19 protein-coding genes are annotated in these 24,401 nt (G+C 64.2%); 9 read left to right on the forward strand and 10 right to left on the reverse strand.

The genetic code is table 11. The features are described from left to right. Positions 1-421 precede the first annotated feature (421 nt). The 4 genes from ACS3WA_RS12500 to ACS3WA_RS12515 all read left to right on the forward strand — a co-directional run bounded on the left by ACS3WA_RS12500 (position 422) and on the right by ACS3WA_RS12515 (position 6,039). Positions 422-1,798 (forward strand): MFS transporter, encoded by a 1,377-nt coding sequence (locus tag ACS3WA_RS12500; RefSeq protein WP_438278925.1) that lies wholly within the window; start codon positions 422-424, stop codon positions 1,796-1,798. Beyond that, the gene (gene otsB, locus ACS3WA_RS12505) at positions 1,795-2,601 is read left to right on the forward strand and encodes a trehalose-phosphatase (RefSeq protein ID WP_438278840.1); all 807 of its coding nucleotides are present in this window, start codon (positions 1,795-1,797) and stop codon (positions 2,599-2,601) included. Before ACS3WA_RS12500 ends, otsB begins: the two co-directional genes overlap by 4 nt. Then, positions 2,598-4,391 (forward strand): glycoside hydrolase family 15 protein, encoded by a 1,794-nt coding sequence (locus ACS3WA_RS12510; RefSeq protein ID WP_438278841.1) that lies wholly within the window; start codon positions 2,598-2,600, stop codon positions 4,389-4,391. The genes otsB and ACS3WA_RS12510 overlap by 4 nt, the downstream gene beginning before the upstream one ends. A 175-nt stretch (positions 4,392-4,566) precedes the next feature. Further along, a complete protein-coding gene (locus tag ACS3WA_RS12515) occupies positions 4,567-6,039 on the forward strand; it encodes a trehalose-6-phosphate synthase (protein WP_438278842.1) in 1,473 nt (490 codons plus the stop codon). A gap of 326 nt (positions 6,040-6,365) precedes the next feature. Here the strand turns inward: ACS3WA_RS12515 and ACS3WA_RS12520 are convergent, their stop codons facing one another. The 4 genes from ACS3WA_RS12520 to ACS3WA_RS12535 form a co-directional block, all read right to left on the reverse strand. After that, on the reverse strand, positions 6,366-7,295 hold the full coding sequence (locus tag ACS3WA_RS12520) for a hypothetical protein (protein ID WP_438278843.1): 930 nt from the start codon (positions 7,293-7,295) through the stop codon (positions 6,366-6,368). Between the two features lie 196 nt (positions 7,296-7,491). Then, positions 7,492-8,580 carry a lipocalin-like domain-containing protein gene (locus ACS3WA_RS12525; protein ID WP_438278844.1) on the reverse strand — a complete coding sequence of 363 codons (1,089 nt, stop codon included), beginning with the start codon at positions 8,578-8,580 and terminating at the stop codon, positions 7,492-7,494. Continuing rightward, on the reverse strand, positions 8,570-11,029 hold the full coding sequence (locus tag ACS3WA_RS12530) for an FtsX-like permease family protein (protein WP_438278845.1): 2,460 nt from the start codon (positions 11,027-11,029) through the stop codon (positions 8,570-8,572). The genes ACS3WA_RS12525 and ACS3WA_RS12530 overlap by 11 nt, the downstream gene beginning before the upstream one ends. Continuing rightward, entirely contained in the window at positions 11,026-11,679 is a 654-nt protein-coding gene (locus ACS3WA_RS12535) for an ABC transporter ATP-binding protein (RefSeq protein ID WP_438278846.1), read from the reverse strand. Before ACS3WA_RS12535 ends, ACS3WA_RS12530 begins: the two co-directional genes overlap by 4 nt. Positions 11,680-11,975: 296 nt before the next feature. Between ACS3WA_RS12535 and ACS3WA_RS12540 the strand changes: the two genes are divergently transcribed. After that, positions 11,976-12,263, forward strand: coding sequence for a hypothetical protein (locus ACS3WA_RS12540; protein WP_438278847.1), 288 nt, complete (start codon positions 11,976-11,978; stop codon positions 12,261-12,263). Positions 12,264-12,381: 118 nt separating this feature from the next. After that, positions 12,382-13,575: a hypothetical protein gene (locus tag ACS3WA_RS12545; RefSeq protein WP_438278848.1), complete on the forward strand. Its 1,194-nt coding sequence runs from the start codon at positions 12,382-12,384 to the stop codon at positions 13,573-13,575. Between the two features lie 129 nt (positions 13,576-13,704). Here ACS3WA_RS12545 and ACS3WA_RS12550 read toward each other — a convergent pair whose 3' ends face one another. The 5 genes from ACS3WA_RS12550 to ACS3WA_RS12570 are packed head-to-tail and all read right to left on the reverse strand — an operon-like array spanning position 13,705 to position 18,357. Continuing rightward, the gene (locus ACS3WA_RS12550) at positions 13,705-14,937 is read right to left on the reverse strand and encodes an ABC transporter substrate-binding protein (protein ID WP_438278849.1); all 1,233 of its coding nucleotides are present in this window, start codon (positions 14,935-14,937) and stop codon (positions 13,705-13,707) included. Next, positions 14,916-15,968 (reverse strand): branched-chain amino acid ABC transporter permease, encoded by a 1,053-nt coding sequence (locus ACS3WA_RS12555; RefSeq protein ID WP_438278850.1) that lies wholly within the window; start codon positions 15,966-15,968, stop codon positions 14,916-14,918. Before ACS3WA_RS12555 ends, ACS3WA_RS12550 begins: the two co-directional genes overlap by 22 nt. After that, positions 15,968-16,846, reverse strand: a complete 879-nt coding sequence (locus ACS3WA_RS12560) for a branched-chain amino acid ABC transporter permease (protein WP_438278851.1) — start codon at positions 16,844-16,846, stop codon at positions 15,968-15,970. Before ACS3WA_RS12560 ends, ACS3WA_RS12555 begins: the two co-directional genes overlap by 1 nt. A gap of 3 nt (positions 16,847-16,849) precedes the next feature. Continuing rightward, positions 16,850-17,563 (reverse strand): ABC transporter ATP-binding protein, encoded by a 714-nt coding sequence (locus ACS3WA_RS12565; protein ID WP_438278852.1) that lies wholly within the window; start codon positions 17,561-17,563, stop codon positions 16,850-16,852. Continuing rightward, positions 17,560-18,357: an ABC transporter ATP-binding protein gene (locus ACS3WA_RS12570; protein WP_438278853.1), complete on the reverse strand. Its 798-nt coding sequence runs from the start codon at positions 18,355-18,357 to the stop codon at positions 17,560-17,562. Before ACS3WA_RS12570 ends, ACS3WA_RS12565 begins: the two co-directional genes overlap by 4 nt. Positions 18,358-18,787: 430 nt before the next feature. Here ACS3WA_RS12570 and ACS3WA_RS12575 point away from each other — a divergent pair, with 430 nt between their 5' ends. Beyond that, entirely contained in the window at positions 18,788-20,881 is a 2,094-nt protein-coding gene (locus tag ACS3WA_RS12575; protein WP_438278854.1) for a 3-hydroxyacyl-CoA dehydrogenase NAD-binding domain-containing protein, read from the forward strand. A gap of 43 nt (positions 20,882-20,924) precedes the next feature. Beyond that, positions 20,925-22,112 (forward strand): acetyl-CoA C-acyltransferase, encoded by a 1,188-nt coding sequence (locus ACS3WA_RS12580; protein ID WP_438278855.1) that lies wholly within the window; start codon positions 20,925-20,927, stop codon positions 22,110-22,112. A 128-nt stretch (positions 22,113-22,240) separates the two neighbouring features. Here the strand turns inward: ACS3WA_RS12580 and ACS3WA_RS12585 are convergent, their stop codons facing one another. Next, entirely contained in the window at positions 22,241-22,663 is a 423-nt protein-coding gene (locus tag ACS3WA_RS12585) for a hypothetical protein (protein WP_438278856.1), read from the reverse strand. Positions 22,664-22,863: 200 nt separating this feature from the next. Between ACS3WA_RS12585 and glpK the strand changes: the two genes are divergently transcribed. Next, a complete protein-coding gene (glpK, locus tag ACS3WA_RS12590) occupies positions 22,864-24,375 on the forward strand; it encodes a glycerol kinase GlpK (RefSeq protein WP_438278857.1) in 1,512 nt (503 codons plus the stop codon). Positions 24,376-24,401: the final 26 nt, after the last annotated feature.

Below are 24,401 nucleotides of genomic sequence, written 5' to 3' on the forward strand. Positions count from 1 at the left end.
CCGGTCTATACATCACGCCGATCCAGATGAATTGACTCAGCCCCGACCGCCTTGATTTGACGTCACCGGGCCCGGATTCGTTCAAGATTATTCAATGCGCCCCGGCGCATCAATGCCGGCGCGCGGGCGATGCTGCCCGCGTCGGCTGCCACGGAACCGGCGGCAGGTTTGCGCGTTGCTATCCTCCAGCCAAGGCCCGCACCCGAAGACCAGCAACCGAGAAAGGATGATCGCCGGCAAGCTGCTCGCTTTCCATTCGAGCCGCTCTTCAACCCGCGCTTATGCACGGGGCGAGCTTAAGCGCCGGCCGGCGCGAGTGAGTGCAATTTTGGCGACTATCCAGGCACAACCATCACCCCGATATGCGGACGGGATCGTCGAGACGGACATTCCGGCGCGGCTCGACAGCCTGCGCTGGAGCATGTTTCATACGCGGGTCGTCACCGCGCTGGGCATCACCTGGATTCTGGACGGGCTGGAGGTGACGCTCGCCGGGGCGCTGTCCGGCGCGCTCAAGGACAGCCCGGTGCTTCGCTTCACCAACCTCGACATCGGCCTCGCCGGCAGCGCCTATCTCGCAGGGGCCGTGCTCGGCGCGCTGGGTTTCGGCTGGCTGACGGACCGCATCGGGCGCAAGAAACTTTTTTTCGTCACGTTGGCTCTTTATCTGACCGCGACGGCGGCAACCGCGCTGTCATGGGATATCGGCAGCTTCGCGCTGTTCCGGTTTTTCACCGGCGCGGGCATCGGGGGCGAATACACAGCGATCAATTCCACGATTCAGGAACTGGTGCCGGCGCGTTATCGCGGATGGACGGATCTGACCATCAACGGCAGCTTCTGGATCGGTGCCGCGCTCGGTGCGGGCGGCGCGATCGTCCTGCTCGATCCGCAGGTGATCGATCCGGAACTGGGCTGGCGGCTTGCATTTCTGACCGGCGCGGTGCTGGGACTGGTGGTTTTTGTGATGCGACTATGGATTCCGGAAAGCCCGCGCTGGCTGATGATTCACGGACGGCCCGACCAGGCAATCCAGATCGTCGCCGACATCGAACGGATGACGGCTCGCCATCCGGATGCCGCCACCGGGACGGCATGGCCGACGATCAGGCTTCGCATGCGCGACCACACGCCGCTGCGCGAGGTGGCGCGGACCCTGTTCTCCGCATACCGGCAGCGGTCGCTGGTCGGCCTTGCCTTGATGATCGCGCAGGCGTTCTTCTACAATGCGATCTTCTTCACATACGCGCTGGTGCTGTCGACCTTCTTCGACATCCCGGCGAACCATATCGGCTGGTACGTCCTGCCGTTCGCGGTGGGCAACTTTCTCGGGCCGCTGTTGCTCGGCCGGCTGTTCGATACGGTCGGACGCCGCACGATGATTGCCTTCACCTACGGAATATCGGGCGTTCTGCTGGCGGTGTCCGGCTATCTTTTCGCAGCCGGCGTTCTGACCGCGCAGACCCAGACGATCGCGTGGATGGTGATATTCTTCTTTGCCTCGCCGGCCGCGAGCGCCGCCTACCTTACCGTGAGCGAGACTTTTCCGCTTGAAGTGCGGGCGCTGGCGATCGCGATGTTCTATGCCGTGGGGACGGCGATCGGCGGCATCGCCGGTCCTGTCGTGTTCGGGGCCTTGATCGATAGCGGTTCGCGTGACAGCGTATTCGCGGGGTATTGTCTGGGATCGGCATTGATGATCGCCGCCGCGTTGATCGGCTGGCGATACGGAATTGCCGCCGAGCGGCGCCCGCTCGAATCGGTGGCGTCGCCGCTTGCCGTTGTGGAGTCGCGATGAGTCAGGATTTGATGGAAACCTTGCCGAAGAAAACCGCCTTCATGGCCGATGACCGACCTCTTATGCCGCCGCTGCGTACATCCGCGCTGTTGCTCGATATCGATGGCACGCTGCTCGACCTCGCGCCGTCGCCGAACGAGGTTCAGGTGCCGCCGGGTCTCGCCAATTCGCTGTCGCGGCTATTGGAGCGGACGGACGGCGCGCTGGCGCTGGTCAGCGGGAGATCGCTCAGCGACATCGACCGCATATTCGCTCCGATGCTGTTTCCGGCAGTCGGCGGTCATGGCGCGGAGATGCGCATCTCCTCTCAAAGCGAAGCCGTGGCCGCTGGCGCACCCCCGATGAACCAGGACCTGATCCGGCGTTTCGCGGCCATCGCGGAATTGCACGCCGGCATCCTCGTGGAGAACAAGGGCTACTCGCTGGCGCTGCACTACAGAAAGGCTCCGGATGCCGAACGCTCGATCTACGATGCGGTTTCGGCGATACGCGCCGACCTGCCCAGCGCGCCGATCGAGGTGCTGCCCGGCAAGCTCGTATGCGAGATCAAGCATTCCGGTTTCACGAAGGCGACCGGTGTAACCGAATTGATGGTTCACGAGCCGTTCAAGGGACGGCGTCCGGTGTTCATCGGCGACGACGTGACCGATGAAACCGTGTTCGCAATCATGCCCGACCTGAAGGGTCTGTCGTTTTCGGTAGGCCGGCGGGCCAAGGGCGTCGACGGCCATTTTCAGTCGCCAAGCGATGTCAGGGCCTGGCTGGGCGGGCTCCTCGACGACGAACGGGCTGTCGCGGAATGATCGACCACGGTCTCGATCTCGCCGTCATCGGCAACTGCCGCACGGCCGCGCTTGTCGATCCCACCGCGCGTCTGGTGTGGTGGTGTTTCCCGCGATTCGATTCCGATCCGGTGTTCTCGCGCCTGCTCGCGGGAAATGAAGAAAAAGGCTTCAGCGATGTCGTGCTGGACGGCATGGCTGATTTCCAGTCGGACTATGTCCGCAACACCGCGATCGTGTCCGCGGTCCTGACAGACGGCCGCGGCAATGCGGTGCGGGTCACAGACTTTGCGCCGCGCTTCCGGCAATATGGCCGCATCTTCCGTCCGCCGCAGTTGTTTCGCATCATCGAGCCCGTCGCGGGCCTGCCCCGGATCACGATTCGCATCCGTCCGACGCATGCTTACGGCAAGCCGCTCAAGCGCCATTCGATGGGAAGCAATCACATCCGCTACTTCGCGGATGACGACACGGCGATTCGCGTAACCACGGATGCGCCGCTTGCCCTGATCGAAAACGAAACGCCGTTCGTTCTGACGCGGCCGATGCATCTCGTGTTCGGCAACGACGAGCCCTTTCCCGGCGATCTGGCGTCGACCGCCCAGCGCTTCGCCGAAGAGACCAGGACCTATTGGCAGGGCTGGGTGCGGCGTCTCTACATCTCCTACGAGTGGCAGGAAGCCATCATCCGCGCCGCCATCACGCTCAAGCTGTCAAACTTCGAGGAGACCGGCGGCATCATCGCCGCGCACACCACCTCGATTCCGGAGGCGCCCGGCTCCGGCCGCACCTGGGATTATCGCTATTGCTGGCTGCGCGATGCCTATTTCGTGGTGAAGGCGCTGAACCGCGTCGGCGCGACGCGGACCATGGAGGATTTCATCGGCTTCACGCTCTCGATCGCATCGAAGATCGACGATGACCTGAAGCCGGTCTACAGCGTGGTCCCGAATCTGCCGCTGGACGAATGGACCGCCGCCGATCTTCAGGGCTATCGCGGCGACGGGCCCGTGCGGGTCGGCAATGCCGCGGTCGACCAGAAACAGCATGACACCTATGGCAGCGCCATCCTGGCGGCGTTGCCGCTGTTCTTTGACCGTCGACTGCCGCGCCCCGGCGACGAAAGCCTGTTCTCCCTTCTCGAATCGCTCGGCCACAAGGCGGCGAGAGTCGCAATGACGAGCGATGCCGGCATCTGGGAATACCGCGGCCGCCAGCGCGTCCACACCCACTCCGCCGCGATGTGCTGGGCCGGAATCAATCGGCTCGCGGCCATCGCGGAACGGCTCGGTCTGCCGGAGCGCGCGGCGCACTGGAACGCGGTCGCCGATCCGTTGCATGCCGAACTGCTTGATCGCGCCTGGAATCCGAAGCGCGAGGCCTTCACCTCCGCGTTCGGATCCGACGATCTCGATGCGAGCGTGTTGCTGTTGCCCGAACTCGGCGTTTGCGAGGTCAACGATCCGCGTTTCGTGAAAACCGTCGCAGCCATGGAGCGCGAGCTGCTGCGTGAGAAGCATGTGATGCGCTACGCTGCAGAAGACGACTTCGGCGTTCCGGTGACTGCGTTCCTGATCTGCCGATTCTGGCTGATCGATGCATGGTGGGCGCTCGGACGTCGCGAGGAAGCGCGGGAGGCTTTCGTGGATGCGCTTGCGCATCGCAATCGTTTCGGACTCCTTTCGGAAGACGTGGATCCGAAAACCGGCGCGCTGTTCGGGAACTTTCCGCAGACCTATTCCATGGCGGGATTGATTCTCACCGGCATGAGATTGTCGCGCAACTGGGAAGATCGTTACTGGCGCAGTTGATGAAAAATACTTGTCGTAAAGAATGTTACGACAATGAATATTTTCTCTGCGAGGGGAACTTTCAGTATTGTTCTATCTTGCCCGAATTTGGCGTCAATTTGGTTGGAAGGAGGCGAGGAACCATATTGATGAACGGGCGTTTATCGACGGGCAAAAAAAATACGGAGGGACCCCTGTGAACCTCGTTGTCGTTTCAAATCGGGTGGCGCGTGCGCGGGCCAGTGAGCCCCTGACGGGCGGCCTTGCTGCGGCGCTGCTGCCGGTTGTTGAAAAATCGGGCGCAATCTGGGTGGGTTCCAGCGGCCGTGTGCGCGACGGGGTGCACAAGGATACATTTGCGGAGGTCGAGGCCCTGGGCGCGGGCGCGCTGGCGTTGCTCGATCTGCCGGCGGCGCATTACGGCGGATATTACGAAGGCTTCGCCAACTCGGCGCTGTGGCCCGCGCTTCATTCCCGATCCGATCTCATTCGCGCCTCGCAGGACGATTATCAGTCATACCGCGAGGTCAACGCCTTCATGGCGCGCGCCTTGATGCGCTTTCGCAAGCCGGATACCGCGTTCTGGATTCAGGATTATCACTTCCTGGCGCTTGGCGCCGAGTTGCGCGATCTCGGCGTCCGGAATCCGATCGGGTTCTTCCTGCATACGCCATGGCCCGCGCGCGCCATCGTCGGCGCCGTTCCGCACCATCGCGAACTGGTCGAGGCGATGCTGGCCTACGATCTGATCGGATTCCAGACCGACGACGACTGCGAGAATTTTCTCAGCTATCTGCAGTCCGAGCTTGGTCTCAAGATCGATGACGGCGTGGTGACGTCGCGCTACGGCAAGTCGCGGTGCGCGGTGTTTCCGATCGGAATCGACGTGGAGAAATTCGCGGTGCAGGCCGCCAAGGCCGCCACTCATCCCGACGTGTCGCGGCTGCGGCGCAGCCTGAACGGCGAGCAACTGGCGATCGGCGTCGACCGTCTGGATTACTCGAAGGGACTGGTGAACCGGGTCAAGGCATTCGACCGGATGCTGACCTCGCAGCCCGAGCTGAAGCGCACCGTCTCGCTGTTGCAGATCGCAACGCCCTCCCGCGGCACCATCGAAGCCTATGGAAACCTGCAGAGCGAACTGGCGAAGCTCGTCAGCGACGTCAACGGCCGCCACGGCGAGGCGGACTGGATGCCGATCCGTTATCTCAACCGCGGATTCAATCAGACGGTGCTTGCGGGCCTTTATCGCACCGCGCGCGTGGGCGTGGTGACGCCGCTGCATGACGGCATGAATCTCGTCGCCAAGGAATATGTCGCCGCGCAAAACCCTGCCGATCCGGGCGTGCTGGTCTTGTCCAAGTTCGCAGGCGCGGCGAATGAATTGCAGACGGCGCTGCTGGTCAACCCGCACGAAATCGACGGGATGTCGCGCGCCATTGCCACGGCGTTTTCGATGCCGCTGACCGAACGCCGGATGCGCTGGGAAGCCATGATGCGAAAGCTGCGCGCCGGCACCATTCAGCAGTGGTTTGCGGATTTCTCCGACGCGCTCCAGGATGCGCATGCCTCTAACAAGGAATCGGCAAGCGACCTGCCCGCCGTCGAGTCGCCGAAATCATGGCCGCTGCACGTCGTCGGCTGGCGGAGCGGCGCGCGCGTTCACTAAAGCCTTTTCTGCTTCTGATTGAATCAGAACGTGTCTGGACGCGTTTTTCTTCACGCGAACCAATACCCACTTCGCTTGAAAACGCTGTAGATATCCGGTCCCGGCATTTTGCAGTCGCCCTGTTGATTGTACCGCACCCAGTCTTACCGGAGCGGGATGGACCGGGATTGTTGGCGACGAAACCCAAGCCGCGCAATGCGAATCCCCGGCCATGCGACCGAAGGGTCGACGAACTCAGCATCGGCGACAATCATGACACGCACGTCGTCGCATGCGTCCGATCTATGAAGACCGTTATTGAAACCGCGCGGTGAAACCCGCGCGGTTCACTGCAGCGGCATCGGCGGACGCGGCGCGCTGTCGTCTCCCGGCTGGGGCGGAAGACGGGCGGGTGCGGGCGGGATGTAGGCTTCGCGTTGCGTCGATTCTTGCGGATATACCCGTCTTTCCGTCGCCGCCGGCGGCGAAGCATGGGACGCGGGAGGATTGTATGGAATTGCCGCCGCCTGAGGCGAGGTGCGTTGTCGCCGTGTCGCGGCAGGCTTCGCCAGGTGTTGTACCGGTTTGGCGCGCGCTTCGCGGTCTGCGGCCATCTCCCGGCGCAACTGCTGCTCGCTGGTTCGCAACTCTTCGACTGTCTGTTTCAGCGTGGCGATGTCGTTCGCCATGGCCTCGAGCTTTTGCGCGGTCTCGGCCGGAAGCGCGGCCGGGGCGGAGGAGGGCGCTTGCGCAGGGGTCGTTCCGACATCCGGGGCCGATGTTGACGGCCGGAGATCGTCCGCCGTGGCGGTTTGCGCGGGTTGTGCTTCGGGCGCCGGTTGGGCCTGCGGCGCGGCCGCCGCCTGAGCCGCCGTGTCCGGCTCCTGAGCTTCAGCCCCGGTTGCGTTTGCCGACGATGCGGGAGCCTCCATCAGAAGCTGCGGCATCAGTTGGGAAAGCCTCTGCTTCGCCTCTTCGCCATAGGAGTGCCAGGCCATTGCTCCGGCAACGCCGGCGCAAATGGCCAGCAGCACCTTCAGGATGACGCGACGAGGCCGCGGGGGCGAGATCGTTTTGAGGAGCGCCTCGGCATTGTCGTTCGATGGCGCGGCCTCGAACAGTGATTCGGCGACCGGCTGGGATGCCGGCGTCGACAAGGACGGCTCCTGAGTCTCAGGCCAGTCCTGCTTGATTCGCGGCGCCAACTCGCGAAGCTGAGCGACGATGGCATCGTGCGGGTCAGGCTGGGCAATTGCGGGTTTTGATCTGAACAACATCGGATGTCCGGGTTGGTTGTTGCGCCGGCGTCCGGCGATCAGCGTATCGAGAAGGAGGCTGTCTGCTTTGACCTCAGCAAGGCGGCAAGGTGAAAAGTATAAGGCAGAGTGGACCGATTATGGCAACCGCACGCGTCGTTGTCGCCCTCACAACCACGGGTGCGCGCATGAAGTCGCGTTTGCCGGGTGGCCTCGGTCAATAACCCGTCATTTCAAGATAGCCGACGCCACGATGGGTGCCGGTGAAGCTGATCGGGCCCTCCCAATAGGAAAAGCTCGTTCCCATCCAGCTTGCCGGATTCAGCGGGACGGTTTCGATCGCCAGCCCGTGATCGCGAACGGCGATGCGCCAGTGTGTCGGCAGCTTGCGGCCCGCGACCTCGGTTGTCGCCGTCGGCGTCATGGCGATGGAATTTGCGGACAGCATGACCGATCGCCCATCCGCTCCGATCCAGTTGCCCGTCAGATAAGGCTCGCTTCGGTTTTGCCGCAGGCGATACAGCATCAGCTTTTCGCCGCTCTCAAGGTGCATTGCGAACCAGTCCCAACCGGTCTGGTCGGAGGCCAGCGGTTGAGTGCTCCATTCGCGGTCCATCCAGGCCCGTCCGCTGACGTTCGCCGACTTGCCGTCGATCGTAAGGGTGCCGTTCGCCGTGAAAAACGGCTGGCTGTAGTAGTAGGACGCCTGGCCGCGCTCGGATTTCACGCTGTAGCCCGCATCGCCTTCGAGCACGAGCGGCCGCGTCGCATCGAGCCTCAGCGCGTAGCTGAAATCCACGCCTGATGCGTTAATCTGAAGCGGCGCTATCTCGACCGCCGACATCGGATCGAGCCCGCGCATCTGCCATGAATCGATCCATGCGCGAAACGGCTCCGCGTCCACGCCGGCCTGACCGACGCCACCGCGCGCAAAGGTTTCGCTGTAGCGGTGGGTGTCGGTGCGGGTAACGGCGGCATGTCCCATCCAGATCTGCTGGTTCGCCCAGCCTTCGCGCTGCGGCCCCGGCTGCATCGCCAGCCGGAACAAGGTCCACTGCGCGCCGTATGCGTTGCCTTTCGTGTCGCTGAGATTGGCGGTGAGGTACCACCACTCGATGCGGTAATCCGGGTGCGGACCGTGATCGGCCGGAAACACGAAGCGCCGGCCCGGCGTGATCGCGGCGAATCCGGACGCATCGACCCCAAGGCCTGCGAACCCCTGCGCCAACGCGGTCTTTCGTCCGAGTCCAAGCGCGGCCAGTCCCGCCGCAAATGCGCGTCGCGAGAGTCGTGCCCTAACGCTCATCGGCGAAGACCTTGATCAGCGCCGCCGGCGGCATGCGTATCAGCCTGATGACCGGCACCAGCATCGCCAGCAGGGACGCCAGCATCGCGACGCCGAGAAGCTCGGCCAGATGCAGCGGAAAGACATGGAGCGGCAGACGCCAGCCGAATGCCCTGACGTTGACCACCGCGATCAGGCACCACGCCACCAGCAGGCCCAGCGGCAGCGCCAGGAGCGCGGTGAAGAACGCAATGGATAGCGTCTTGAGAAGCTCGATGCCTGCCAACTGTCGCCTGGTCAGGCCGATCGCCCATAGCGGCGCGAGATACGGAAGACGGGAATTGCTCAGCGTCAAAAGGCTGGTCAGCAGGGCAACGCCGGCGACGCCGAGGGTGAACGTGTTCAGCGCGGCCGTGACCGTGAAGGTCCGGTTGAAGATTTGCGTCGATTCCGCTTTCAACGTGGATTGATCCGACAGCCGGCTCTCGTCGAGATGGAACGTCTTGCGCATGTCGTCGATCAGCGGTCCGATCTTGCCGGGGGTCACGCGCAGGCCGAAGCGGGTTCGCGGCAGGTTCGGAAACCGGCTTGTGAAGGCATCGATGTTGACGACGATCTGCCCTTTGGGATTGCCATAATCGGCGTAGATCGCCGCGATGCTCAGGGGCCATGTGCCGGTGGGGGGGCTGACATCGAGCCGGCCGCCCAGCCGCAGGTTCAATCTGCGCGCGAGTTGCTCGCTGACCAGAGCGCCGTGGCCCGACTTGACCTCGTCCCAGGCATCGGGCGCGGACTCCAGCAATGGCCAGTGGTCGCGATAGGTGGCGTGGTCGGCGAGACCGAGAACCTCCACAGGCCAGCCGCCGATCTCGATCTCGGCCCGGCCGCTCGGCAGGATCGCGGTGACCTCCGGCCGCGCGCGCAGGCGTGCCTGAATGTCGCGCGCCTGCGCGTCGTCGCGCGCGTTGACGTACACATCCGCGGCGAGCCGGCCGTCCAGCCATGTGGCGAAGGTCCTGCTGAAGCTTTCGACCATGGTCCCGACGCCGACATTGACCGCGAGCGCCAGCAGCAACGCCATCAGCGCCAGCGATAGTCCCGGCAACTGCTCGCGGCTGTCGGCCCAGAACCACATCGCCAGCGGCCCGCGCGAGCTTCGCTCGCCGATCCGCAGCACCAATGCGAGCAGCACGGGAAGCGCCAGCGCGGCGCCAAGCAGCAGCGCCGCCAGAACCGCGAATCCCGACACCAGCGAGTTGCCGACGATCAGCACGGCGATCGCCGCAACCAGCATCGCGAGGGCGGCGACGCCTTGCCAGTTGAGCCATCGCTGCTGCGTCTGCTGGCGGGCATAAGGTTGCGCCATCGCGAGAACCGGAGCGCGGATCGCTTTCAGGAGGCTCGTCGCAGCCGCCGCCAATGTCCCGGCAGCGCTCATCGCGAGTCCCGCAGCCCACCATTGCGGCCTGAGTGTCAATTCGCCGGGAATGCGGGCGCCGTACAAACCCTGCAGGCTGGAGGCGACATCGGGCAAAAGCGCTGCGGCGATCAGATAGCCGCAGACCAGCCCGATCAGGCCGGCCACGAGCGCCACCATCATCAGCTCGGCCAGCAGCGTGCTGTTCAACATCCGGGACGACACGCCGCAGGCCCGCAGGGTCCGGAGCATCGGCATGCGCTGCTCGAAGGCGAGACCGGTCGCCGAGTTGACGATGAAGAGCCCGACGAGAAACGACAGCAGGCCGAAGGCGCTCAGATTGAGATGAAAGCTGTCGGTGAGACGCTCCAGATCGGTTTCGGCGTCCGGCGCAACATATCTGAGCTTGTCGCCGGTGATGGCCTCGAGCGGGGCGCGGGGGCCGCGCGTCTGACCGATCAGCAGGCGCGAAAGCTGATCCGGCAGGTGAAGAATGCTTTGCGCCACTCCGACATCGACGACCACTACGCCCGGTGCGAGCTGCGCCTGAACCTTGAGAGGCGGCAGCAATGTGCCATCGTCCGTTCGAAGGATTGTGCCTTCAGCGCCGCCAAGATCTCTCAAGGTCTCCGGCGCGACCAGCGCCTCGCCCGGCGGTGCGATGAAGGTTTGCAGATCCGAGGTTCGGATCGAGGGAATCGATCCCGCCTCCGCCGGGAACGTGACCGGCTCGATTCCCAAAAGCCGCAATGACCTTCCCTCGACGCGGACACGGCCTTCGAGCACGGGGGAGACCGACCATCCCGCTCGGCGCAAATCGACGAAGAGTTTTTGGGAGAATGTGGAATCCTGTCCGACCAGCATCGCTGGTCTGGTGCCGCCGAAGACCGCCGCGGCCCGATCGTAGCTGGTGCGGGCCTGCTGGTTCAGCGCCTGGACGCCGCTCCACAACGCGGTCGCGGAGATCAGGCCGACCATCAGGGTCGCCAACTGCGTCGGATGCCGGCGCCAATGGCTGAGCAGAACAGCGAGGATCCATAAACCCTGCTTCACGCGATCAATCCAGCGCTGAGCAGGACCTGCCGGTCCAGCGTCGCGGCGATCCGCGCGCTGTGAGTGACCATCAGGAAGCCGCATCCGGTTTGTTTGATGAGATCGCGTGCGAGATCCATGACCTCATCGGCCGTTGCTTCATCAAGGTTGCCGGTCGGTTCGTCGGCGAGGAGCAGCGGCGGCCTGACCGCAAGCGCGCGACCGATTGCAACACGCTGCTGCTGGCCGCCGGAGAGTTGCTCGGGATAGCGTTTCAGCAAATCGCCGAGACCCAGCCGGTCGACAAGTTCGCTTTGCCAGCGACTGTCGTGACGCCCGGCGATACGCGCCTGAAAAGCCAGATTGTCGGCGACGGAGAGTGATGGGATCAGGTTGAACTGCTGAAAGACCAAGCCGAGCCGGTTCCGGCGAAGCGCAGCGCGGCCCCGGTCCGCCAGTGCCGTCACCTCGGTGTCGTCGAGACGGATGGAGCCGCCATCCGCCTGATCGAGGCCCGCGATCAGATGCAGCAAGGTGCTTTTGCCGCTTCCCGACTCGCCGGTCAGCGCGACGCTCTCGCCGGCGTCGACGCGCAGGCAGGCGCCGCGAAGAACGGCGATCCGCTCCTGCCCAGAACGGTAAGTTTTGGTCAGGTTTCGGATATCCAGCATCGGTGTTTTCGAGGCTGTCGGGACGCACATCTGGCTTTCTGTCTCCGCCTCGATCCGGCAGGTCGCTATCGGCTGTTCATATCGCCATGCCGATGCATACCGCGACAGCGATAACAAGTCTGCCGCGATCAAGTTCGAGTGTGGGTGGCGCCGGCCAGTTCGCCATCACCCCAGTTCAAAGCCAAAGAGCGCTGCCTGGCAGGCGGCGTGTGAGTGATGTCACAGCCCTTGCGCGTGTGAGGCGCCCATTGTCGGGCGTCGCATCGGGCGACACCACAAAAGGAAGGACCACCATCATGGCCAATATCGACCATAAACAAGGAACCTATTCGATTCCCGCCAATTCGAGTCAGCAGTACACCTTCTGGTGGGGACGGGATTCGAAAGCACCCAACGAGTTTTTCGACGTCTCGATCGCGCCTCACCTCGACAGAAATCATTCGACGATGGAACCCCTTCATCAAACGGACAGGGCGGTCTACTGGGATCACCGGGGAGGCGTCGGGGTCGTGCTGATCCTGACCTTGCAGAATCGCAACAATTTTCCGGTCACGTTCGAGGCCAATCACGTTCGCATCTACTGACATGGCGGGACATGGCCGGCCGCGTCGACCGCGCGGCCGGCTGTCGCAACCGTGCGCTCTATGGTTTTACGCGTGATCCCGGTGATGACATCTGCCGCGGGCTTGCTAAACAGGCCGAATGCCGAGCCAAGCGATTCGCCGCTGCAACCGGATCATTGTCTGCGCGCTACTGTTTGCGCCGCTGGCCGTCGTTCCCGCGAACGCGGCTCCCGCGGGGCTGCGTGGCGCGATGGCGCAGGCCGCGACTCCGGCGGCTATTGCGGACTATCACCGCAAGCTGAGGGCTTATCAGGAAGCGCGCGCGGCGTTCGAGGAAGAGGCCACCGCCTACTGGAACGCGATCGCCGACAAACGGCGCATTCGCAATGCCAGGCGGCGCGAGCGCCAGCCCGTCACGCTCGACGACTACGTGCTGACCCAGCCACCGCTCTATGCCGGGCCGTCGCGCCCGGTGAATCCGGAGCCGGAAGAGGAGCATCCGCCGCGTCAACGCAAATACATTCCCGTTGTTGCCGATTTTCTGAAGGCAGCCGCGGAGCAGTTCCAGTTCGTGCCGCAACGTCCCCGCACTGAAGCGGACTTCAAGCGCGCTTATGCGCAGGTCGCGCGCGCCTCCGGCCTGACGAAAGAGCAGGCGGTTCGGGTCTATTCGTTCGAGACCGGCGGCAACGGCAATCACGACATGCAATCGGGCCTCAGTTCGTCGCGGCCGGGATCGCGCGCGATCTCGACCGCGGTCGGCTACAACCAGTTACTCACCACCAACAGCGTCGAGTTGCTTGCCGAGCAGGGCCACGACATCCTGCGCGCGCTCGATGAAAGAGCGGCGCGGCTCTCCGGAGCGCAGCGGACGGCGGTGGAGCGCAAGATCGCGGCGGTCCGGCGGATGGTGGCCTATGCGCGCTCGGTGCCCGATACCTGGAGCGCGCATGCGAAGCTGGCCGATATGCCGAAAGGCTGGGCGATCCATGCGCTGGTGCTGGATGTCGACGTCGGCCCGCTGCTGCAAACCCACAAGCTCCTGACCTCCGTCGTCTTCGCGCGCAACAAGGGCTACACGCGTCCGCTGACCGCCGCCGAACTGGAAATGATGAATCTCACCGGCGACGGCACCGGTTTCGACATGGTGACGATGCCACGGGCGATGCGGAAACGGGTGCCGACCTCGAATTTTTTCCAGCGCCTGGGCTACGAGCGCAATCCGGTCGCGATCCGCAACAACACGGTGGCCAAACTGCTGGCCGTCACCGACGCCCGAATGGACAGCAACAGCGCCAAGCCGGGCGCGCGAGAACTCGCGGCAGCGTTCTGACCATAGCGTTTCCGAGCGAGGCATGTCCTCGGGCTTGACCCGAGGATGGAGCCGGTTCGCGTGAAGGAAAGCGTCAAAACAAAAACCTGGAGCCCGCTTCTGATTCCATCAGAAGCGAAAAGGCTCCGGCTAATCGCTCGTCGCAGCTTCGAGGGTGTCGCCGAAAAATACCCACCGTCCGTTCTTGAACTGCATCATCCGAAGCTGCTCGATCGGCGCGAAATCGGTGGCGCTGGTATTGACCTTGATGCCGGGCATCAGCGTGGACGGTGTGAAGTCGTTCAGGCTTGCCGCCTGTTTCATGATATTGGCGCGGGTCAGATCGTCGCCGCATTGCCTGAGCACCTGCTCCATCGTCTGCGACGCGGCGAAACCGTAGGCCAGGTGGGTGTCCGACATGTTGGCGCCGGGCATGTGTTCGTTCGCGAAGGCCATGAACGCCTTCATGCCCTCGTCGTCGGCCCATTGCGGATCGCTGGCATCCTTCAGATAGCCGGCGGAGAGCACGCCTTCGGACGCCTCCAGGCCGGCCGGCTTCATGACGGCGCCGATCGAAATCGAGACGTTGGTCAGAAGATGCATCGGCTTCCACCCGATCTCCGCGGCCTTCTTGATGGCTTGCGCGGCGAATTTCGGCGTGGAGATATTGACGAGGACATCGGCTCCCGAATCCTTCAGCTTGACGATATGGGAGTCGATCGACGGTTCGCTGTTCTCGTAGCTCTCCTCGGCGGTCACGATCCTGGACCAGCTGTCGCCGAAGATGTCCTTGAGGCCGCTCACGTAGTCCTTGCCGAAGTCGTCATTGGCATAAAACAAGGCAACCCTGGCGTCCGGTCTGGTCTTGAGAATGTATTTTGCGAAGATCCGCGCCTCGATGCGGTAGCTCGGTTGCCAGCCCATTGTCCACGGAAACTGCTTCGGGTCATTCCACTTGCTGGCGCCGCTCGCGACGAAGAGCTGGGGGACGTTCCTGCCGTTCATATATTTCTGTACGGCGGTCTGGGTCGCCGTCCCGAGCGCGTTGAAGATGAGCAGCACCTCGTCGCTTTCGACCAGCTTCCGCGCCTGCTCCACCGTCTTCGGCGGGCTGTAGCCATCGTCATAGCTGATGAAATTGATCTTGCGGCCGTTGATGCCGCCCTTGTCGTTGATCATCCTGAAATAGGCGGCCTCGGTCTTGCCGATGATGCCGTATGCGGACGCCGGCCCGCTATACGGCATGATGTTTCCGATCCTGATTTCGCTATCGGTCGCTCCGGTGTCGTATGCCTTCCGCGCGAGGGCGCTGCCGCTTGCGGCGGCGATGGCGACGGCCGCCGCCAGGAGCGCGGCGATTCTCAGTCGTTGCCTGACGGACATTGCTTTCTCCTCAGCCTTTTTTTGAGTCTTCCGATCACATTCCCCCACGCCTGCGCAACCTGTCTTGCACCGTCAGGCACAAGAAAAATGACGACCAGCAGCAGGACGCCGAACACGGCGCCTGACAGGCCCTTCGAGATGGATTCGGCGACGTTCGGAATGAATACGATAAAGGCGGCGCCCACCAGTGACCCCGGCAGCCAGCCGACGCCGCCGACGACCATGCCGAGGAACAGCGCGATGGCGAGCTGGATGGTGAAGCTGTCGGGCGCCACGTATTGCACGGCGATGGCGCCAAGTCCGCCCGCGATTCCGGTGATGCCGGCGCTGACGCCGAACGCCAGCGTCTTGTAAAGCGCGACGTTGATGCCCATGGCGGCGGCCGCGATTTCGTTGTCGCGGATCGCCATCATGGCGCGGCCCGAGCGCGAGCTCAGGAGATTGACGGAAGCGATGTAGATCGCGATCGTGATCGCAAGCGTGAAATAATAGAGCCAGGCGTCCTGCGAGACCGGCAGGCCGAACGGCGCATCCGGCTTGTCGACCACAAGCCCCTGAACGCCGCCGGTCCAGGGCTCGAGGGCGCCAAGTTTCAGAAGCTGAGGCGTCGCGACGGCGAGCGCGAACGTCGCCAGCGCGAGATAGACGCCGCTGAGACGCAATGCGGGCAGGCCGAACAGGAAACCTGCCGCGAAGCAGACGATGCCGGAAACCGGCAGCGTCAGCACGTAGTTCACGCCGGCGTGCTCGATCAGGATCGCCGATGTATAGGCGCCGAGCGCATAGAAGGCGCTGTGCCCGAGCGAAAACTGACCGCTGCCGCCAGTCAGGATGTTCAGCGCCAGAACGGCGATGCCGTAGATCAGAACCGTCGTGAGCTGAAAGACGATGAAGTTTTTCACGAACAATGGCGCGACGAGCAACAGCAGCAGAATGACGAGCGACGTTCCGGTGCCGAGCGTCAAGGTTCGTCCGGCACCGGCGTCGGACGGAGGCGCGTCGGAGATCGTTTTGCGGCTGGCGTCCACCATCATACCCGTTTGATCTCTTGACGGCCGAACAGGCCCGACGGTTTGACGACCAGAACGATGACGATCAACGCCAGCGCGATCGGCAGCTTCAGCTCGTTTCCGACGCCGGGAATGTAGGTTCCGACCAGGTTCTCGATAATGCCGACAAGGAATCCGCCGACGACGGCGCCGAGCGGGCTGGAGAGGCCGCCGAGCACGGCCGCGGCAAAGCCGTAGATCAGCACGCCGCCCATCATGTTCGGATCCAGGAACACCACCGGCGCGATCAGCATTCCGGCGACGGCGCCGATCGCGGCCGCCATTCCCCAGCCGAGCGCGATCATCCGGCCCGTATCGATGCCGACCAGCCGCGCCGATTCGGGCTGCATTGCCGCGGCCCGCATCGCAAGGCCTATCCGCGTGAAACGGAAGAACACGAACAGGACCGCCAGCACCAGCAGGATCACGCCGATCATGCCGGCCTGATGCGTGGAGACAAGCTGGCTGCCGAGGAATGGCGACGACCCGAACGGCGAGGGGAAAGGCTTGATGGTGAAGTCCCATATCAAGCCGGCGACGCTGTTGATGATCGCAAACAGCGCGAGGAAGCCTGCAAGGTTGGTCAGGATCGGCGCTTTCGCCAGCGGCCTGAACAACAGCCGCTCGATCACGACCCCGCCCGCAAACGACAGCATCAGCGTCAGCACGAACGCCGCCCAATAGGGCGCTCCCCAATGGATCATCTGCCAGGCCATGAACGTCGAGAACATGGCCATCTCGCCCTGGGCGAAGTTCAGTTGGCCGATCGCCTGGTAGATCATCACGAGCGCCAGCGCCATGCAGGCATAGATCGCGCCGGTGGCGATGCCCGCCAGTATCTGATTGCCCAGCAGCTCCATCTCTCAATATCCCAGATACGACTTGTGAACGTCTTCGTTGTTCGCGATGTCGGCGGCGCTGCCGGACATGACGATCCGTCCGGTCTCGATGACGTAGGCGGTATCGGCGAGCTCCAGCGCGAGCTGCGCGTTCTGCTCGACCACGAGGATGGTGACCTTGTCCTCGCGGTTGATCTTGCCGAGAATCCCGAACACGTCGCGCACCACAAGCGGCGCGAGGCCGAATGACGGTTCGTCGAGCAGAAGCAGGCGCGGACGCAGCATCAGCGCCCGGGCGACCGCGAGCATCTGCTGCTCGCCGCCCGACAGCGTTCCCGCCTGCTGCCTGCGGCGTTCCCTGAGAACAGGGAAGTGGCTGTACATTCGCTCGGTGTCATTGATGATGCCGCGCCGATCGGATCGCGAGATCGCACCGAGCCGCAAATTCTCCTCGACCGTCATGGTGGTGAAGGTGCCGCGTCCCTGCGGCACATGCGCGATGCCGAGGCGGACGATGCTCGCGGTCGACAGGCCTTCGAGCGGCCTGCCTTCGAACGCGATCGTTCCCGTCGTGCGCACCATGTTGCAGATCGCGCGCAGCACTGTGGTCTTGCCGGCGCCATTGGCGCCGAGCAGCGCCGTCACGCCGCCTTCGCTGAGACGGAATTCGAGGCCGCGCAGCGCCTGCGCCTCGCCGTACCAGGCTCGAAGACCTCTGACATCCAGCATCGCGGTCATCGGTCGCTGCGTCCGAGATAGGCCTCGATCACTTGCGGATCGGACTGAACCTGCGATGGCGTTCCCTCAGCGATCTTCCTGCCGAAATTGAGCGCGACCACGTGATCGGCGGTCGACATCACGAGTCCCATGTGATGTTCGACCAGCAGCACGGTCATTTCGCGCTCGTCGCGGATGCGGCGGATCAATTCGCCGAGCCCGTGAACCTCGTCGTGATTGAGGCCGCCGGCTGGTTCATCGAGCAACAGGATCTTCGGCTCCGCCGCCAGCGCGCGAGCCAGTTCGACCCGCTTCTGCGTTACGAACGGCAATTCCGCCGCCACGGCGTGCGCTACGGCGCGCAGACCCAGATATCCGAGAATCTCGTCGGCCTTGCGGTTCAGCGCGGTCTCGCGGCGGCGGACTCGGCCGAGCTTCAGCGAATCGCTGACGATGTTGCCGGTGCTGCGCGAATGCGTTCCGATCCGCACGTTGTCGATCACCGAGAGATCGGGAAACAGCGCAACGTTCTGGAACGTGCGGCTGATGCCGATCTCCGCGATGCGGTGCGGAGGCCGGGTGAGAATGCTCACGCCCTCCATCAGAATGTCGCCGGTGCTCGGCCGATAGAGTCGGCTGAGGCAGTTGAAGAGCGTGGTCTTGCCTGCGCCGTTCGGGCCGATCAGGCCGAGAATATGTCCCCGCTTTATGTCGAAAGAAACGCCGCTCAGTGCGACGATGCCGCCGAATGCGACACTGAGGTCGCGAACCGAGAGCAGAGGTTCATGGCTCCGTGCGAATCGATCCTCCGTCATCGGCGACCCGCACGGCGCGCAAGGCTCCGGCGGCGAACGGGCGGCTTTCGACGCGCTCCAGATATTCTGCCTGATCTCCTCGCCCACACGCGAAACCGCCTCCCGCTATCAGTTCTCTGGTCTCGGTCTTCGAATGTGGCGCTGCGATCCCGCACGGCCTTGAATTCATTACCATTGGCGCGCGCCGGGGTTCAATATCGTGACGCGAACGATCGTCCATAAGTGCCGGAAATGCACGTCTTGCAAAGACGGTTAAGGGCTTCCTTCCGCGCTCGGTCCGGCACTGCGTCCCCCGAAGGAAAGCCTCGGTGTTTTCCGATTGCCAAGCGGGCCGTCATTGGGATGAAATGAAGCAGCGCGTCAAGGCCCGCGAGCGTAGGGACAACGTATCCGCTCGCGAACTCATTCGGAAATCGCCGGGGAGAACGTCGTGAGCGAAGTGGTCGAACTTGAGCGTCACGGCGAGATCGCCGTCGTCACGGTCGACAATCCTCCGGTCAACGCATTAAGTGCGGCGGTTCGCCGCGGGGTTTTGCAAGTTGTGCAGACAGCGGTCGCCGATTCCGCGGTGAAGGCGATCGTGCTGAGATGCGCAGGGCGGACCTTCATCGCCGGCGCCGACATCACCGAATTCGGCAAGCCGCCTCAACCGCCGGCGCTCGCCGAGGTGATTGCGGCGCTTGACAACTCTCCGAAGCCGACCGTTGCCGCGATCCATGGCACTGCCCTCGGCGGCGGGCTCGAGGTTGCGCTTGGATGCCACTTCCGCGTCGCGGCCAAGGAGGCGAAGCTCGGCCTGCCCGAGGTGAAACTCGGCCTGCTGCCCGGCGCGGGCGGCACCCAGCGGCTGCCTCGCGCCGTGGGCCCTGAGCTTGCAGTCAGGATGATCGTCGGCGGCGAGCCGATTTCGGCCGCCGAGGCGCTTGAGCATGGGCTGATTGACGCGATCGTCGAAGAGCCCGCGGCTGGCGGCGAAGCATTTGCGCGCAAGGTGCTGGCGGAGCAGCGTCCGCTGCGGCGGCTGCGCGATGAGGACAGCAAAATTGAGGCGGCGAAGGCGGACCGGTCGATCTTCACCGACGCGGTGGAGAAGATGACCAGACGCGCGCGGGGCCTGGAGGCACCGTTCGCGGCCGCCGAGGCCGTCGGTCTTTCGCTCGACACGCCGTTCGACGAGGCGCTGGAGAAAGAGCGCGCGCTTTTTCTCAGGTTGATGAACGGCGACCAGTCGAAGGCGCAGCGCCATGCGTTCTTCGCCGAACGCGAGGCTGCAAAGGTCGCCGGCGTTCCCGAAGGGGCCGGACCGCGCAAGGTCGAGCGCATCGCCGTCATCGGCGCCGGAACCATGGGCGGCGGCATCGCGATGTCCTTCGTCAGCGCCGGCATTCCGGTCACCTTGATCGAGACGGCCGACGAGCCGTTGCAGCGTGGCCTCGCCATCATGCGCAGGAATTTCGAGACGAGTGCTGCGCGCGGCGGCATCGCGGCGGACGAGCCCGCGAGGCGCATGGATCTCGTCACCGGCGCGGTCGGCCTCGAACATATCAGGGATGCCGATCTCGTCATCGAGGCGGTGTTCGAGACCATGGCGGTGAAGAAGGAGGTGTTCGCTGCACTCGACACGCACGCCAAACCGGGAACTGTGCTGGCCTCCAACACCTCCTATCTCGACATCGATGAGATCGCCGCCGTCACGGCGCGGCCGCATGACGTGCTCGGCATGCATTTCTTTTCGCCGGCCAACGTCATGCGGCTGTGCGAGATCGTCCGGGGTGCGAAGACCGCGCCGGACGTGTTGATGACGGCGGTGGCGGTCGCCAGGCGCGTCGGCAAGGTGCCGGTGGTCGTCGGCGTCTGCGACGGCTTCGTGGGTAACCGCATGCTCGCCGCCCGCATTGCCGAGTCGGACAAGCTGCTGTTCGAGGGGGCGCTGCCGCAGCAGGTCGATGCCGTCGTCACCCGCTTCGGGATGCCGATGGGGCCGTTCGCGATGCTCGATCTCGCCGGGCTCGATATCGGCTGGCGCTCGCGCAAGGATCGCGGCATCACGTCGGACATTGCCGACGCGCTGTGCGAAGCCGGCCGATTCGGACAGAAGACCGGAAAAGGCTATTACAGGTATGAAAGCGGCTCGCGCGCGCCGCTGCCGGATCCCGAGGTTGAAAGGCTGATCCTCGATACCTGCGCGCGGCTCGGCGTGACGCGGCGCGACATCGGCGACGACGAGATTCTGGAGCGCATGAATTTCCCGATGGTCAACGAGGGCGCGCGCATACTCCAGGAGGGCGTCGCAGCGCGTCCGGGCGACATCGATGTGGTCTGGCTTTACGGTTACGGCTGGCCGGTCTATCGCGGCGGCCCGATGTATGATGCCGACCGGATCGGCTTGAAATACATCGCCGACCGTCTGGCGTTTTATGCCAGCGCCACCAATGATCCTTCGCTCGAGCCCGCGCCGCTGCTCAGGCGCCTCGCGGCCGAAGGCAGGACCTTCGCGTCGCTGGCCGAGAGCAAGACGCCGTGACGATAATCGCGATAAGAGCCCACAAGGTTGACAGGAGATTGCCGTGACCGAAGCCGTGATTGTTTCCACCGCCCGCACGCCGATCGGCAAGGCCTATCGCGGCGCGCTCAACGCCACGGAAGGGGCGACCCTGCTCGGACATGCGATCGGCGAGGCCGTTGCCCGCGCCAGGCTCGATCCGAAAGAGATCGAGGACGTGGTGATGGGCGTGGCCCTGCAGCAGGGCGCGACCGGCGGCAACGTCGCCCGCAAGGCGCTGCTTCGCGCCGGACTTCCCGTGAGCGTGGCCGGCGCCACCATCGATCGCCAATGCGCCTCCGGCCTTCAGGCGATCGCGCTGGCCGCCCGTTCGGTCCTGTTCGACGGCGTGGGGATCGCGGTCGGCGGCGGCGGCGAGTCGATCAGCCTGGTGCAGAACGAACACGCCAACACCTTTCATTTCGAGGATCCGGCGCTGCTCGAGATCAAGGGTGAGGTCTACATGCCGATGATCGACACCGCCGAAGTGGTGGCGAAGCGCTATGGCATCCCGCGCGAGGCGCAGGACGAATACGCGCTGGAAAGCCAGCGCCGCACAGCTTCCGCGCAGCAGGCCGGCAGGTTCAAGGACGAACTGGCGCCGATCCCGACCAGGATGGCGGTCGCCGACAAGGAGACCAGGCAGGTCTCGTTCAGGGATGTGACGCTGTCGCAGGACGAAGGTCCGCGCCCGGACACCACGGCGCAAGGTCTGGCCAACCTCAAAGCGGTGCGCGGCGAGGGCTTCACGATCACGGCCGGCAATGCCAGCCAGTTGTCGGACGGAGCCAGCGCCGCCGTGATCATGAGCGACAAGGAAGCCGCCAAGCGCAATCTAAAGCCGCTCGGTATCTTCCGCGGCTTCGTCGCCGCCGGCTGCGAGCCCGATGAAATGGGCATCGGTCCGGTGTTCGCGGTGCCGCGCCTGCTCAAGCGCCATGGCCTCACCGTCGATGACATCGACCTGTGGGAACTGAACGAAGCCTTCGCGGTGCAGGTGATCTATTGCCGCGACAGGCTCGGCATCGATCCGGAGAAACTCAATGTCGACGGCGGAGCGATTTCGGTCGGCCATCCCTACGGCATGTCGGGCGCGCGCCTTGCCGGTCACGCGCTGATCGAGGGACGGCGCCGCAAGGCGAAGTATGCCGTCGTCACCATGTGCGTCGGCGGCGGCATGGGCGCGGCCGGGTTGTTCGAGGTGGTGCAGTAAATCGCGGAAACGCAGATTTTGAATCCCCAGAAGGATGGAAGAACTTCCGGATCGCCGCTGGGGCGGTCCGGAACGACGGTTGATCTTTCGGGGGCTCGCATTGCGCAGGTAGCGCGGCGTGCCGGGCCTTACTCCGCCTCGATCTTTGTAATGGTTTTGGGATCGCCGCTATCGCTGACCGAGTACTTCACCTTGTCGCCGGCATGCACGGTCTCGGATAATTTGATATCGATCTTGAACTGCTCGGTCGGGCCGTCGGCTTTCGCCTCTGTTTTCGTCGCCTCGGCTTTCGGTGCCTCTGCTTTTTCTCCCTCTGCTTTTGCGCCGTCCGGAGCTTTCGCGGCATCCGGAGTCTTCGCTGCATCCTTCGCGGCATCAGGCTCCGCTCGAATCGCGATCGTGCCGTTGAGCCGGTCGACGACCGTCACCAGTCCTTTATGGGTCCCCGGCGGCGGCGGCGTTTCCTTGATTGCGGGTGTTTTTTGAGCGTGGGCCGTCGCACCGATGAAGGTGAGCGCGAAGCCAGCCAGTATGATCTTTGCCAGTCTCATCGAAGATCTTTCGGTTGTTGAACGGTGATGGGCAACGGGCGCACGATGTGTCCCGTCGCCATGGTCGGATCGAACGTCCCCGCATCTTACCCTGTCGGGAGCAGGAGCGTGAATCAAAATGGCGGCACCCAGCTTGACCGCTGAGGCGCAATCCGCTTGCTTGGCCGATCATTCCGCATGTCACTTCCGGGGAAACCCTCATGGCCACCCATGTTCTCGCCATCGATCAGGGCACCACCTCCTCGCGCGCGATCGTGTTTCGCGGCGATATCTCTATCGCCGCGATAGCCCAGCAGGAATTCCCGCAGCACTTCCCCGCCTCGGGCTGGGTCGAGCACGAGCCGGAGGATATCTGGACCTCGACGGTTGCGACCTGCCGCGAGGCGATCAAGAAGGCCGGCGTCACGCCGAAGGACATCGCCGCCATCGGCATCACCAACCAGCGCGAGACCACAGTGGTCTGGGACCGCGCCACCGGACAGGCGGTGCATCGCGCCATCGTCTGGCAGGACCGTCGCACCGCCGATGTCTGCGCGCGGCTGAAGGCCGAGGGCCATGAGTCCGCGATTGCGGCGAAAACCGGTTTGATCATCGATCCCTATTTCTCCGGCACCAAGGTCGCGTGGATTCTCGATCATGTTCCGGGCGCGCGCGCACGCGCGATGCGCGGCGAACTGATGTTCGGCACCGTGGACTGCTACCTCCTGTGGCGGCTGACCGGCGGCAAGGTCCACGCGACAGATGCCACTAACGCCTCGCGCACGCTGCTGTTCAACATTCACACCGGGCAGTGGGATGACGAGCTTCTGCACATCCTGCGGGTGCCGCGCGCGATGCTGCCGGAGGTGAAGGACTCGTCCGCGCAGTTCGGCGACAGCGTCACCGGGCTGTTCGGCGCGCCGATCCCGATTCGAGGCATCGCCGGCGACCAGCAGGCCGCCGTGGTGGGACAGGCATGCTTCGCACCCGGCATGATCAAGTCGACTTACGGCACCGGCTGTTTTGCGCTGCTCAATACCGGCGCCACGCCGGTCGCCTCGAAGAACAAGCTGCTGACGACGATCGCCTATCAGTTGAACGGCCAGCGCACCTACGCGCTGGAAGGCTCGATCTTCGTCGCGGGCTCGGCGGTGCAGTGGCTGCGCGACGGGCTCGGTCTGATCAAGCAGGCATCCGAGACAGGACCCTTGGCCGACAGGTCCGACGCCACGCAATCGGTCTATCTCGTGCCGGCCTTTGTCGGCATGGGCGCGCCTTACTGGAATCCGAACGTGCGCGGCGCGCTGTTCGGCCTGACGCGCAACACCGGGCCGGCCGAACTCGCCCACGCGGCACTGGAAAGCGTCTGCTACCAGACCTTTGATTTGTGGGCGGCGATGCGTGCCGACTGGCCGGACGCCGATGCCGCGCATACCGTCCTGCGCGTCGACGGCGGCATGACCGCGTCGGACTGGACCATGCAGCGCCTCGCCGATCTGCTCGATGCGCCGGTCGACCGGCCCGTCATTCAGGAGACCACGGCGCTCGGCGCGGCGTATCTCGCGGGGCTATCGGTCGGGGTTTTCCCGGAGCCTTCGAAATTCGCCGACAACTGGCGGCTCGAGCGCCGCTTCAAGCCGGCCATGAGCGCGGCGACGCGCACCCGAAAACTCAAGGGATGGGCGGCGGCGGTGCGCGGCGTGCTGGCGAGCGATGAAAGCGAGGCTCGGTAAACCTCACGGATCGCGCCGCGCTGATG

Source organism: Nitrobacter sp. (genome assembly GCF_051535235.1).
Taxonomy (GTDB): domain Bacteria; phylum Pseudomonadota; class Alphaproteobacteria; order Rhizobiales; family Xanthobacteraceae; genus Nitrobacter.